Here is an 11,805-nt window from a genome sequence, read left to right on the forward strand (position 1 = left end):
GCGGGCTCAGGCGGAGTTCTTGAGCTTGCTTTCGGCGCGTTCGGCGCGCTGTTCGGCCTCCACGCGGTCGGTGATGTCCTTCTGGATGCCGATGTAGTACGTGAGCCGGTCCTCGTCGTTGAATACCGGGGTCAGCGACAGTTCGTTCCAGAACAGGCTGCCGTCCTTGCGGTAATTGCGCAGGGTCACGCGGCAGGGGCGGTTTTCCTCGATGGCCGAGCGGATCTCCTGGCGCACCTCCTGATCGGTGTCGTGGCCCTGGAGGAACCGGCAGTCACGGTAGAGGATCTCTTCGGAGCGGTAGCCGGTGAGTTCTTCGAAGGCCCGATTGACGTAGATCAGGATGTTGTCGTCGCCCTCGCGCTCGGCGATGACGATGCCGTCGTTGGAGGCGTCCACGGCGAGGGCGAGGAGTTCGGTGTCTATCGTTCGGGTCATAAACGTGTAGCGATCTGGTCTGCGAGTCGAGCGCGCCAGGGCCCTGTACCGGGCGCAACCTCCGCGCTTGTATGGCACGAAAATAGCACGTTCCGGTGCCACTGTGTTCAAAAATCGGACACCAGCCGGGATGTTTTCGCGTGGCACGGACGTAAAAAAGGCCGCCCGAAGGCGGCCTTTCTCGATGGGGTACGGGCTGTTCGCCGGAGCCACACGAAGATTCACATCTCCTGGGTCACGGTGAAGGCGCCGCGCACGTCACCCTCGCGGAAGCCGGTCGCCTGATCTTCGGGGTACAGACGTTCCAGCGCGTGCTTTACTTCGCCGCTGACCTCGGATCCGTGGCAGGTGAGGCAGGCCCCGCCGGTCGGGATGGCGGCCATGAAGCGGAACTTCGGCTCGCCGTCTTCGGCCTCGACCACGCCGAAGCGGGGCGGGAGATCCGCGGCCGGTGTGCCGGCCGCGTGCTGGGCCTCGAAGCCCTGCAGGGTGAGGCGTTCCCAGCGGTCCGGGGCGTTGTTCTGGTTACGCAGCTTCAGGCTGGTGCGACCGATCTCGATGCCGGTCTCGGCCGAGATGTCACGTGCAATCTCGGGGGCGCGTTCGTTGCAGACCTGGATGGCCTCGGTCGGGCCGCCCGATTGCATGGCGGACATCAGCTCGCCCTGCAGGGTGCTGGCGAACTTCTGGATGGCGTCACGATTGGCGGCGATGCGTTCCTGCAGATCATCCTGGCTCAGCTGGGGCATCGTGTCGGCACTGGCGTAGCCGCTGCCGGCGGTGAATGCGATCAGGCCGAGGGCCAGGGGGGCAAGCTTCCAGTTCTTCATGGCAAATACCTCGCAGTGCAGAGTCCGTTGCGTCCTGTACCTATACAAGAGCTGTACAAAGCATGGACCGATAATGGTTGGAATGCAAGGAAGGGGGTACGGAAAGTTTAGCCGAGCAGGCTTGTTTCCCTACCGAATTCCGTAAAACACCTCACAGGCCTCAACTCAGTCTAAGCGTGAATATCGCGAATTGCGAATATGGCAAGGGCCGTATGTGAGTGCGTCGTTGGTTGCGGCGGTCGCGGCCCGTGCGCGTGGGGGCTCAGGGAGACGCTGATTTAATCGCACGTCCGCGCTCGAGTCGCTTTTGCGTGCGAACAAGGCGCGGTGACTGCCGTGCAGTCATTCTGCACACGGGAGCCGCAACGCCGTGCGCATGCCCGTTTTTGATAACAACGGGCGGCCGAGCCCCTGCTTTCAATAGCTTGTGGGGTTGGTGCCCCCCGATTCTGAATGAATATGGCCCGATCCTGCGTTGCGCCCCGAATCCATCAGAAACGGGCGGGTAGAACCACTACCCGCTGCACGACGCGCCTTGTCTCGGAACGTTTGTCTCGAACAACTGGGGGGGGCACCAACGCGGACGTGCGATTAAATCAGCGTCTCCCTCAGCGAGCGGAATCCGGGTTGCGCGGGCGTTTGAGCAGGACGTAGACCGCCCCGGTTCCACCGTCGGCCGGGCGTGCGGAACAAAAGGCCAGTACGTCGTCGCGCTGGCGCAGCCAGTGGTCGGTGAGGCCCTTGAGGACCGGGCCTTGCTGGCGCGAGCGCAGTCCCTTGCCATGCACGATGCGAACGCACAGGGCGCCTTCCCGGCGGGCGTCGTCCAGGAACAGGCCGATGGCGCGGCGCGCCTCGTCGGCGAACAGGCCATGCAGGTCGATCTCGTCCTGGATGCGGTAATGCCCGCCGCGCAGCTTGCGGAATACCCGCTGGCTGATACCCGGGCGCGCGAAGCGGAGTTCATCGCCGGGCTGCAGGTCAGCGGCGTTGAGTGGATCGCTGAGCCAGTCGGCGTGGGCCTGGGCCTCGTCGGCGTCGCGCTGGCGGGCCCGGGCGGCGGGCCGCGGCGGCCGCACGTCGGCCTGATCGCTGTGGAGTCGACGAACGTTGCCAACCGCCTGCAGGAATTCGTCGAAATCGTTGGGATCATCCCCGGAGTTCATGGCAGGATACTCGCACTTTTCGGGGGGCGGGCGCGATCGTGTCGAGCGACGGGCCCGGCCCGGACGGTTTCCAGTATATTAAGAGCCCTCTCAACGGCCCCTTTCCTGCATGCGCATTCTGGTTAGCAACGACGATGGAATTCACGCCCCGGGCATTCAGTGCCTGGCGACGCATCTGCGCCGGATTGCCGAGGTCCATGTGGTGGCGCCCGACCGCGATCGCAGTGGCGCGAGCAACAGTCTGACCCTGGTGCGGCCGCTGCGCACGCGTCACCTTCAGGGGGGCGACGTGCAGGTGGACGGGACGCCGACCGACTGTGTCCACCTGGCGATCACCGGCCTTTTGCAGCAGGAACCGGACGTGGTGATCTCCGGCATCAATGCCGGTGCCAACATGGGGGATGACGTGCTTTATTCGGGCACGGTCGCCGCCGCGATGGAGGGGCGCTTCCTGGGACTCCCGGCGATCGCGGTCTCGCTGGTGGGGCCGGACCTGCGCCATTACGACGCCGCCGCGAGCGTGGTGGTCGAGCTGCTGGACCGCATCAATCGCGTGCCGCTGCCGGCGGCCACCATCCTGAACGTGAACGTCCCCGACCTGCCGCGCGCCGAGATCCGCGGGGTCCAGGCCACGCGCCTGGGGCATCGCCACCGGGCCGAGCCGATGATCGCGGACGAGGATCCCCGCGGGCGTCCGATCTACTGGGTCGGGCCGGCCGGTTCGGAACAGGATGCCGGGCCCGGTACGGATTTCCATGCGGTGCGCGAGGGGTATGTCTCGGTCACGCCGATCCAGGTGGACCTGACCCGCTTTGACGCGATCGATACGGTAGGGCGCTGGCTGGACGATTCCCTGCCGGAGGCTGGGCATGGTTCCTGATGCCGCCGGCGCGGGCCTGACCTCGCAGCGGGCGCGCGATCGCCTGGTCCGGATCCTGGAGGGGCAGGGGATTCGCGATCCACGGGTCCTGGAGGCCGTGCGCAGCATCCCGCGCCACCTGTTCGTAGAAGAGGCTCTGGGGCACCGTGCCTACGAGAACACGGCCTTGCCGATCGGTCATCGCCAGACCATTTCCCAGCCCTTTATCGTTGCGCGGATGACCGAGGCCCTGCTGGAAGGTGATCGCCCGCGCACGGTCCTGGAGATCGGGACGGGCTCGGGCTATCAGGCCGCCGTGCTGGCCCAGATCGTGGATCGGGTTTTTTCGGTGGAACGCATCCAGGCGCTGAGCCGCAACGCGCGCGAGCTTCTCAGTCGTCTGGGGATCAACAACGTGAACCTGCGCCACAGCGACGGTGGGGAAGGGTGGCCGGAGAAGGGGCCGTTCGACGGCATCATCCTGACCGCCGCTCCCCGGGAGGTGCCGGAGGCGCTGCTGACCCAGCTGGCGCTGGGCGGCCGGTTGGTCGCGCCGGTGGAGGGTCCGGACGGGCGCCAGCAACTGGTGCGCTACACCCGGACGGAGGAGGCCTACGTGCGCGACATCCTGGATGCCGTGATGTTCGTGCCCATGCTACCGGGGGCCGAGCAGTGACGCGGGTGACGCCCCTTCCGGGTGGGTGTGACTGAGCCGATGGTGGTGTGGCGCCGATGAAGCTCTTCGAGCCCCTATACGACCGGGTGATGGGATGGTCCCGTCACCCCCACGCGCCGCGCTATCTGGCCGGGCTTTCGTTCGCCGAATCCTCGTTCTTTCCGGTCCCGCCGGACGTGATGCTGGCGCCCATGGCGGCCGCTCGCCCGCGCTCGGCCTGGCGTCTGGCCGCGCTGACGACACTGTTTTCTGCCCTCGGCGGTCTGCTGGGTTACCTGATTGGCTGGCTGGCGTTCGAGTGGATCGGCCCCTGGTTGCGGCAGGTGGGGTATGGCGAGGAGTTGCGCCAGGCCGAGGCCTGGTTCGCGACCTGGGGGGTATGGGTGGTGCTGATTGCCGGTTTCTCGCCGATCCCCTACAAGCTGTTCACCGTCACCGCCGGGGCCTTGTCGATGGCCTTGCTGCCGTTCTTCATCGCCTCGCTGGTCGGGCGCGGGCTGCGCTTCTTTCTGGTGGCGCTGTTCATGGCCTGGGCCGGTCCGCGCGCGGAGCAGCACCTGCGCCCGTACATGGAACGCCTGGGCTGGGCCGCAGTGATCCTGCTGGTCGCGGTCATGGCGGTTTACCTGGTCATGGACTGACCGATGCGCCTGCACGCGGTTCAGGGGGTGCTGACGATCGTACTGCTGGCCCTGATCGTGGGCACGCTGGCCGGTTGCGCGGCGCGGGCCCCCAGCGGGAGCGGGGCCTCGATGCCGGATACGCACGTCGTGCAGCGCAACGAGACGCTTTATCGAATTGCCCAGCGCTATGGGCTCGAATGGCGTGACCTCGCGCGGCGCAACGCGATCGATGCCCCCTATTTGATCCACCCGGGGCAGCGCCTGCGGCTGCGGGGCGCCGCCCGCTCGTCCCCGCCCAGCGCGCCTCAGGCATCGTCCGCGCCGAGTTCGCGATCGTCCTCGTCCGGCAGTTCCGGGAGTGGCAGCAGCTCCAGCAGTGGGGCGTCCAGCTCGACCTCCAGCAGTTCGAGTTCCAGTCCGAGTTCGGCGCCTGCCGATCCGGGGGGCTGGCAATGGCCCGCGGACGGCCAGGTATTGCGCGGCTTCTCCAGTAGCGGCACGCGGCGAGGCCTGGCGATCGGCGGCGAACGTGGAGATAACGTCCGCGCGACGCGGGCCGGCGAAGTGGTCTATGCAGGCGGCGGTCTCGTGGGGTATGGTCGATTGGTCATCCTCAAACACGATGCGCGGTTCCTCAGCGCCTACGGGCACAACGATGAACTGCTGGTTTCGGAGGGTGACCGGGTGCAGGCGGGTGACACGATCGCGCGTCTGGGCTCGTCGGGGGCCGAGCGCCCGATGCTGCATTTCGAGATCCGGGTGGATGGGACGCCGGTAGACCCGACGCGCTATCTCCCGGATCGCTGAAACGATCAAGAGCAGGACACTACATGGCCAAGACCCGGCAGCCGGTGGACCCGGAACTGGATGACGAACGCCTGACCGAAGGCCCGGCCGAGGACGAAGACGGGGAGGCGCTGCCCGAAGATCTGGCCCGGCCGGTCGAGTCCATGCAAGCCCCCGAAGATCCTGAAGATGCCGAGGACGACGCGGCGCAGGTGGCCCCCGAGGTCACGGTTGGCCTTGAGCCGGAAACCGAGGCCCCCGTGCGGCCGAAGACCCTGCGTGATGCCCGGCCGGCCGAGCTGGATGCCATCCAGATCTACCTGCGCGATATTGAATACCGTCCGCTGCTGACCCCCGATGAAGAACGCAAGTACGCCCGGCTGGCACGTCAGGGCGATGACGCCGGTCGGCGCCGCATGATCGAGTGCAACCTGCGGCTGGTGGTAAAGATTGCCAGGCGTTACCTCAACCGGGGGCTGCCACTGCTGGATCTGATCGAGGAAGGCAACCTCGGTCTGATGCACGCGGTCGAGAAGTTCGACCCGGAGCGGGGGTTCCGGTTTTCCACCTATGCGACCTGGTGGATCCGCCAGACCATCGAGCGGGCCCTGATGAATCAGGGGCGGACGATCCGCATTCCCGTGCATGTCAGCAAGGAACTGCGCATGCATGCGCGGATCGCGCGTAACCTGACCCAGGAACTCGGCCGCGACCCGAGCGAGGAGGAGCTGGCGCAGCGCCTCGGCAAGCCGGTGGCCGAGATCCAGAAGCTGCGCGCGATGTCCGAGCCCTCGACCTCGATGGACCTGCCGTCGGGCCCGGACGGGGACCGCTCGCTGACCGACATCCTCGCCGATGCGAATGCTCCGGAGCCGTCCACACTGCTGGAGGATCAGGACCTCCACCACCTGGTGGAGGCCTGGCTGGCGGAGCTCGACCACAAACAGCGCGAGGTGCTGGTGCGGCGTTTCGGGCTGCACGGTTTCGAACGCTCGACGCTGGAGCAGGTGGGGTCGGAGATCGGCGTGACCCGCGAACGCGTGCGGCAAATTCAGATGGATGCCCTCAAGCGGCTGCGCAAGCTGCTCGAATCGCGCGGGATGAAGGGCGACGAGGTCCTGCCGAACTCCTGACCCGGGTTCCCCGGGCGGTGGTCCGACTACCCCTCGATGATCAGAGCTGCGGCGACGTCGCGGCCCTCCGCCATGATCAGGTTGTAGGTGCGGCAGGCCGCCGCGGTATCCATGATCTCCACGCCCAGCCCCTGAGAGCGAAGGTGTCGCCAGACCGCACGGTCCGGAAACCGCTGCAGCTCGCCGGTGCCGATCAGCAGCACCTCGGGCGGGGTGTCCAGTACGGCTTGCAGGTGATCCACCCGCAGCTCGTCCGCCGCCTGCACCGGCCAGTCGGTTTGCAGCTGGTGCGGGCGGACAATCAGGCTGCGGCTGTGGGCCACCTGATTGATCCCGACGCGACCGGCCTCGTAGCCGGTCACGATGTAGGACTCTTCGCTGGTGACTTCGGAGAACAACATGCTGCGTACGCTACTCCGGCGCCGTGAATGACTCAAGAACGGGTGCCCTCGCGCGAGGGCAGCGGCGCCCCGATTCGTTGACAGGTCCGGGCCCGGGTTATACTTTGGCGCGCTTTCCGGTGCGGCATCCGGAGGGGCCTACAGGGTCCCGGAAAACAACCGCCAAGGCCCCAACCAGGACCCAGACCCGTGACCGACGTCTTCCCCCGTATTGAGCGCCTCCCGCCCTACGTCTTCAACATCGTGAACCAGTTGAAGGCCGAGGCCCGCGCCCGTGGCGAGGACATCATCGACTTCGGGATGGGCAACCCCGACCAGCCGACGCCGCAGCACATCGTGGACAAGCTGTGCGAGGCGGCCCAGCGCGGCGATACCCATCGGTACTCCGTGTCCAAGGGCATCCCGCGCCTGCGGCGTGCGATCACCCGCTGGTACAAGACCCAGTTCGACGTGGATCTGGACCCGGAGACCGAGGCCATCGTGACCATCGGTTCCAAGGAGGGCCTGGCGCACCTGGCACTGGCGACCCTGGGGCCGGGGGATGCCGTCCTGGTGCCGAACCCGGCGTATCCCATTCATCCGTATGGCTGCGTGATCGCCGGCGCCGATGTGCGCCATGTGCCGCTGACGCCGGATGTCGACTTCTTCGCCGAGCTGGAGCGCGCAATCCAGGACTCCTGGCCGAAGCCGAAGATGCTGATCCTGAACTTCCCGGCGAACCCGACCACGCAATGCGTGGACCTCGAGTTCTTCGAGCGGGTGGTGGCGATCTGCAAGGAACACGGCATCTGGATCGTGCACGATCTGGCGTATGCCGAGATCAGCTTCGACGGCTACAAGGCGCCGTCGATCTTCGAGGTGCCGGGTGCCAAGGACATTGCGGTGGAGTTCTACACCCTGTCCAAGACCTACAACATGCCCGGCTGGCGCGTGGGCTTCATGTGCGGCAATCCGACGCTGGTGGCCGCCCTCGCGCGCATCAAGTCCTACCTCGATTACGGGACCTTTACCCCGATCCAGGTGGCCGCGATCGCGGCGCTGGAAGGTCCGCAGGACTGTGTCGAGGAGATCCGCGAGTTGTACCGCGTGCGCCGGGATGTACTCTGCGACGGCCTCAACAAGCTCGGCTGGCAGGTGGAAAAGCCGAAGGCGACCATGTTCGTCTGGGCCCCGATCCCGGAACCGTACCGCGAGATGGGATCGCTGGAGTTCGCGAAGAAGATGCTGCGTGACGCCAAGGTGGCCGTCTCGCCGGGCATCGGGTTCGGCAACTATGGCGATGACCACGTGCGCTTCAGCCTGATCGAGAACGAACAGCGCACCCGCCAGGCGCTGCGCGGGATCAAGGCGATGTTCCGGGCCGACTCGATCCTCGCCGACGCGGCCGAGGAAAGCTCGGGTTCGAACGCCTGAGGCGCGCGGGCCGCGTTCGAATGCAATCAACACCGGGCGCCGGACGGCGCCTGACGTCAAGGACAGCAAGGCTATGACGCCGGTAAAGATCGGAATTCTTGGACTGGGTACGGTGGGCTGCGGCACGGTGAACGTGCTCGCGCGCAACGGCACCGAGATCGCCCGCCGCGCGGGTCGCGATATCCAGGTCGTGGCGGCCGCCGCGCGCGATGTCAACCGCGAGCGGGAATGTGACTGTTCGCAGATTCGGCTGACCACCGATCCGGCGGCGGTCGTGAATGACCCCGAGGTCGAGGTCGTCGTCGAACTGATGGGCGGGACCGACCCGGCCCTGAACCTGGTGCTGGCCGCGATCGACGCCGGCAAGCACGTGGTCACCGCGAACAAGGCCCTGATCGCTTTGCACGGCAACACGATCTTCGAGCGCGCCCAGCAAAAGGGCGTGATGGTCGCCTTCGAGGCCGCGGTGGCCGGTGGCATCCCGATTATCAAGGCGATTCGCGAGGGCCTGGCCGGCAACCAGATCGAATGGCTGGCCGGCATCATCAACGGCACCGGCAACTTCATCCTGACCGAGATGCGCGACAAGGGTCGCGATTTCGAGGACGTGCTGGCCGAGGCCCAGGCACTGGGCTATGCCGAGGCCGACCCGACCTTTGACGTGGAGGGCATCGATGCGGCCCACAAGCTCGCGATCCTGGCCTCCATTGCCTTCGGCATTCCGCTGCAGTTCGACCGCGTGGCGGTGGAAGGCATCAGCAACATCACCCGCGAGGATGTCGGTTTCGCCGCCGAGCTGGGCTACCGCATCAAGCACCTGGGTATCGCCCGGCGCACGCCCAAGGGCTACGAGCTGCGGGTGCACCCCACGCTGATCCCGGAACGCCGGTTGATCGCCAACGTGGACGGCGTGATGAACGCGGTGCTGGTCAACGCCGACGCCGTGGGCCCGACGCTTTACTACGGTGCGGGTGCGGGCGCGGAGGCCACCGCCTCGGCCGTGGTGGCCGATCTGGTCGACGTGGTGCGTGCCCTGACCACCGATCCCGAGAATCGCGTGCCGCATCTGGCCTTCCAGCCGGATGCCTTGTCGGACAAGCCGGTGCTGGATCTGGCGGACGTCGAGACGTCGTTCTACCTGCGTCTGCGCACGCAGGACCGTCCGGGCGTGCTGGCCGACATCACCCGCATCCTCGGCGAGCACGGCATCAGCATCGAGGCCATCCTGCAGCGTGAACCGGATCCGGAGCGCGGCGAGGCGACGATCATCATGCTGACGCACAAGGTGCGCGAGGGTGCGATGAACGAGGCGATTACCGCGCTCGAGGCGCTGGATCACCTGCTGACCCCGATTACCCGTATCCGCATGGAAGGGCTGGCGCGCTGATCCCGGCGCCCGGACTGCAACCGCAACGACAGAGAACATCATGGCCTTTGGACACCGCTATACCGGACTGATTGAACGCTACCGCGACCGCCTGCCGGTGCATGACGACACCCGCATCATCTCGCTGGGCGAGGGCAACACGCCGCTGATCCGGCTGAACAACATCCCGCGTGATCTGGCGCGGGAGGTCGAGATCTACGTGAAGTTCGAGGGCCTGAACCCCACCGGTTCGTTCAAGGACCGTGGCATGACCATGGCCGTGACCAAGGCGGTGGAAGAGGGCTCGCGGGCGATCGTCTGCGCCTCCACCGGCAACACCTCCGCGGCGGCGGCTGCCTATGCCGCCCGCGCCGGGATCACCGCGTTCGTGGTGATCCCGGATGGCAAGATCGCGATGGGCAAGCTGGCCCAGGCGATGATGCATGGCGCGACGGTGATTCAGATCGAGGGCAACTTCGACGACGGCATGCGCCTGGTCAAGGAAGTGGCCTCCAACACCCCGGTGACCCTGGTGAACTCGGTCAATCCGTATCGCCTGCAGGGCCAGAAGACCGCCGCTTTCGAAATCGTCGAGGAGCTGGGTCGGGCCCCGGACTATCACTGCCTGCCGGTGGGCAACGCGGGTAACATCACCGCGCACTGGATCGGCTACAGCGAGATGGCGGCCAAGAGCAGTGACGACGTGACCGATGCCTGCGCCTATTGCAAGGGCCACTGCAAATATGCCGGAGGCGGCATGGTGGGTAACCGCCCGCATATGGTGGGCTACCAGGCCTCGGGCTCCGCGCCGTTCATGCGCGGCGCGATGGTGGACAACCCGGATACCGTGGCGACCGCGATTCGCATTGGCCATCCGCAGTCCTGGGACATGGCGTGGACGGTGCGCGAAGAGTCGGGTGGCTGGTTCGACGAATGCCAGGACGACGAGATCCTGGCCGCGCAGAAGCTGCTGGCCGAGAAGGAGGGCGTGTTCTGCGAGCCGGCCTCGGCCGCATCCCTGGCCGGCGCCCTGCGCGACATCCGCGACGGCAAGATCCCGGAAGGCTCGACGGTCGTGTGCACGCTCACGGGCAACGGACTGAAGGACCCGGACACCGCGATCGCGCAGAGCGTGGTGCAGCCGACCAAGGTGCCGGCCGAACTGGACGCCGTCTCCCGCGCAATTCGTGACAACCTGAGCTGACGCCGCGGTGCCCCCGGAGTCGCCTGACGGGCGCTGCCGGGGCCGCACGCGCGGTACTCAGGGCTTGCTGCGCAGGTCCAGGTCGAACAGGGTGTCCCCCCCCAGTCGGAAGATCCGGCAGGGCGGGCGCAGGGCCTGATCCAGCGAGTCGATCTCCGGCAGCGTGACGCCGGGGCGCCCGGACCCGATCAGCATCGGTGCGATGGTGAGGTGCAGGCGGTCCAGGGTGTCGGCCTGCAGGAAGCGCGAAACCGTTTGCCCGCCACCCTCGACCAGCAGGCGGTGCAGGCCCATCTCCGCCAGCCGCCCGCGGATCTGTGCCGGGTCGAAGCGCCCGTCGTCCCCGGTGGGCATCTCCAGGCATTCCACGTGTTCGGGAAGCCCGCAGGGGCCGTAGCCGGCCGCGTGGAGGACGAGCGTGCGGACCTCGGCATGGCGGAAGACATGGGCATCGGCGGGGATGCGGCCGTCGGGGTCCAGGATCACGCGCACCGGATTCGGGCCCTCGGTCTTGCGCACGGTCAGACGGGGGTCGTCCGCGACCACGGTTCCGGCGCCGACGATGACGGCATCCACCAGGGCCCGCAGGCGGTGCAGGCGCTCGATATCCTCGGGGCCGGTAACGTAGTGCGAATGGCCGCTGGCAGTGGCGATGCGTCCGTCCAGGCTTTGCCCGAGCTGGGCCACGGTGATGCTGGGCGCCTCGACGATCGGGCCGTAGAGATCCAGCAATTCGTGGGCACCCGGCGCCAGGGGCCCGGGCAGGGGGCAGCACCCGGGATCGGCCCGCTGGGCCAGCAGCCAGCGCCAGGCTTGTTCCTCGGTGACCGGATATGCCGTCATGCTGCAAATTCCGGGGTTACGGGACCGCGACCGGCCAGTTGGGGTAGGCTAGGGGCCGATCTCCCGC

The 11,805-nt window shown here is 67.0% G+C and carries 13 protein-coding genes; 8 read left to right on the forward strand and 5 right to left on the reverse strand.

Annotated features, from left to right (window positions below; genetic code table 11):
- Window positions 1-6: 6 nt before the first annotated feature.
- The 3 genes from D106_RS0101890 to D106_RS0101900 all read right to left on the reverse strand — a co-directional run bounded on the left by D106_RS0101890 (window position 7) and on the right by D106_RS0101900 (window position 2,434).
- Window positions 7-438: a PAS sensor domain-containing protein gene (locus D106_RS0101890; protein ID WP_026279288.1), complete on the reverse strand. Its 432-nt coding sequence runs from the start codon at window positions 436-438 to the stop codon at window positions 7-9.
- Between the two features lie 221 nt (window positions 439-659).
- Window positions 660-1,268 (reverse strand): DUF3365 domain-containing protein, encoded by a 609-nt coding sequence (locus tag D106_RS0101895; RefSeq protein WP_018867398.1) that lies wholly within the window; start codon window positions 1,266-1,268, stop codon window positions 660-662.
- Window positions 1,269-1,876: 608 nt separating this feature from the next.
- Window positions 1,877-2,434: a Smr/MutS family protein gene (locus D106_RS0101900; protein WP_018867399.1), complete on the reverse strand. Its 558-nt coding sequence runs from the start codon at window positions 2,432-2,434 to the stop codon at window positions 1,877-1,879.
- 109 nt (window positions 2,435-2,543) lie between these two features.
- Between D106_RS0101900 and surE the strand changes: the two genes are divergently transcribed.
- Genes surE through rpoS form a run of 5 tightly spaced genes read left to right on the forward strand, consistent with a single transcriptional unit; the run spans window position 2,544 to window position 6,511 of the window.
- On the forward strand, window positions 2,544-3,314 hold the full coding sequence (surE, locus tag D106_RS0101905) for a 5'/3'-nucleotidase SurE (protein WP_018875374.1): 771 nt from the start codon (window positions 2,544-2,546) through the stop codon (window positions 3,312-3,314).
- Complete coding sequence (locus tag D106_RS0101910; RefSeq protein ID WP_018867401.1) at window positions 3,304-3,969, forward strand: protein-L-isoaspartate(D-aspartate) O-methyltransferase; 666 nt, start codon at window positions 3,304-3,306, stop codon at window positions 3,967-3,969. Before surE ends, D106_RS0101910 begins: the two co-directional genes overlap by 11 nt.
- A 56-nt stretch (window positions 3,970-4,025) precedes the next feature.
- Window positions 4,026-4,610: a YqaA family protein gene (locus tag D106_RS0101915; protein WP_018879027.1), complete on the forward strand. Its 585-nt coding sequence runs from the start codon at window positions 4,026-4,028 to the stop codon at window positions 4,608-4,610.
- Window positions 4,611-4,613: 3 nt separating this feature from the next.
- Window positions 4,614-5,399, forward strand: a complete 786-nt coding sequence (locus D106_RS0101920) for a peptidoglycan DD-metalloendopeptidase family protein (protein ID WP_026279289.1) — start codon at window positions 4,614-4,616, stop codon at window positions 5,397-5,399.
- A 23-nt stretch (window positions 5,400-5,422) separates the two neighbouring features.
- Window positions 5,423-6,511 carry an RNA polymerase sigma factor RpoS gene (gene rpoS, locus D106_RS0101925; protein ID WP_018867405.1) on the forward strand — a complete coding sequence of 363 codons (1,089 nt, stop codon included), beginning with the start codon at window positions 5,423-5,425 and terminating at the stop codon, window positions 6,509-6,511.
- A gap of 26 nt (window positions 6,512-6,537) precedes the next feature.
- On the opposite strand, the gene D106_RS0101930 is transcribed toward rpoS, so the two are convergent.
- A complete protein-coding gene (locus D106_RS0101930; protein WP_018879028.1) occupies window positions 6,538-6,912 on the reverse strand; it encodes an Mth938-like domain-containing protein in 375 nt (124 codons plus the stop codon).
- 189 nt (window positions 6,913-7,101) lie between these two features.
- Between D106_RS0101930 and alaC the strand changes: the two genes are divergently transcribed.
- The 3 genes from alaC (at window position 7,102) to thrC (ending at window position 10,895) form a co-directional block, all read left to right on the forward strand.
- Window positions 7,102-8,325 carry an alanine transaminase gene (alaC, locus tag D106_RS0101935; protein WP_018875376.1) on the forward strand — a complete coding sequence of 408 codons (1,224 nt, stop codon included), beginning with the start codon at window positions 7,102-7,104 and terminating at the stop codon, window positions 8,323-8,325.
- Between the two features lie 73 nt (window positions 8,326-8,398).
- A complete protein-coding gene (locus tag D106_RS0101940) occupies window positions 8,399-9,712 on the forward strand; it encodes a homoserine dehydrogenase (RefSeq protein ID WP_018877755.1) in 1,314 nt (437 codons plus the stop codon).
- 40 nt (window positions 9,713-9,752) lie between these two features.
- Window positions 9,753-10,895, forward strand: coding sequence for a threonine synthase (gene thrC, locus D106_RS0101945; RefSeq protein ID WP_018867409.1), 1,143 nt, complete (start codon window positions 9,753-9,755; stop codon window positions 10,893-10,895).
- A 57-nt stretch (window positions 10,896-10,952) separates the two neighbouring features.
- On the opposite strand, the gene D106_RS0101950 is transcribed toward thrC, so the two are convergent.
- Window positions 10,953-11,738 (reverse strand): RibD family protein, encoded by a 786-nt coding sequence (locus D106_RS0101950; RefSeq protein ID WP_018877753.1) that lies wholly within the window; start codon window positions 11,736-11,738, stop codon window positions 10,953-10,955.
- Between the last annotated feature and the right edge of the window lie 67 nt (window positions 11,739-11,805).

The sequence above is a fragment of the Thioalkalivibrio sp. ALE9 genome, from assembly GCF_000377445.1.
Lineage (GTDB): Bacteria > Pseudomonadota > Gammaproteobacteria > Ectothiorhodospirales > Ectothiorhodospiraceae > Thioalkalivibrio.

What these genes read in the sequence shown, in the direction of transcription:
- D106_RS0101890 (WP_026279288.1), bottom strand. Translation starts at nt 438, where the DNA reads ATGACCCGAACGATAGACACCGAACTCCTCGCCCTCGCCGTGGACGCC.
- D106_RS0101895 (WP_018867398.1), bottom strand. Translation starts at nt 1,268, where the DNA reads ATGAAGAACTGGAAGCTTGCCCCCCTGGCCCTCGGCCTGATCGCATTC.
- D106_RS0101900 (WP_018867399.1), bottom strand. Translation starts at nt 2,434, where the DNA reads ATGAACTCCGGGGATGATCCCAACGATTTCGACGAATTCCTGCAGGCG.
- surE (WP_018875374.1), top strand. Translation starts at nt 2,544, where the DNA reads ATGCGCATTCTGGTTAGCAACGACGATGGAATTCACGCCCCGGGCATT.
- D106_RS0101910 (WP_018867401.1), top strand. Translation starts at nt 3,304, where the DNA reads ATGGTTCCTGATGCCGCCGGCGCGGGCCTGACCTCGCAGCGGGCGCGC.
- D106_RS0101915 (WP_018879027.1), top strand. Translation starts at nt 4,026, where the DNA reads ATGAAGCTCTTCGAGCCCCTATACGACCGGGTGATGGGATGGTCCCGT.
- D106_RS0101920 (WP_026279289.1), top strand. Translation starts at nt 4,614, where the DNA reads ATGCGCCTGCACGCGGTTCAGGGGGTGCTGACGATCGTACTGCTGGCC.
- rpoS (WP_018867405.1), top strand. Translation starts at nt 5,423, where the DNA reads ATGGCCAAGACCCGGCAGCCGGTGGACCCGGAACTGGATGACGAACGC.
- D106_RS0101930 (WP_018879028.1), bottom strand. Translation starts at nt 6,912, where the DNA reads ATGTTGTTCTCCGAAGTCACCAGCGAAGAGTCCTACATCGTGACCGGC.
- D106_RS0101940 (WP_018877755.1), top strand. Translation starts at nt 8,399, where the DNA reads ATGACGCCGGTAAAGATCGGAATTCTTGGACTGGGTACGGTGGGCTGC.
- thrC (WP_018867409.1), top strand. Translation starts at nt 9,753, where the DNA reads ATGGCCTTTGGACACCGCTATACCGGACTGATTGAACGCTACCGCGAC.
- D106_RS0101950 (WP_018877753.1), bottom strand. Translation starts at nt 11,738, where the DNA reads ATGACGGCATATCCGGTCACCGAGGAACAAGCCTGGCGCTGGCTGCTG.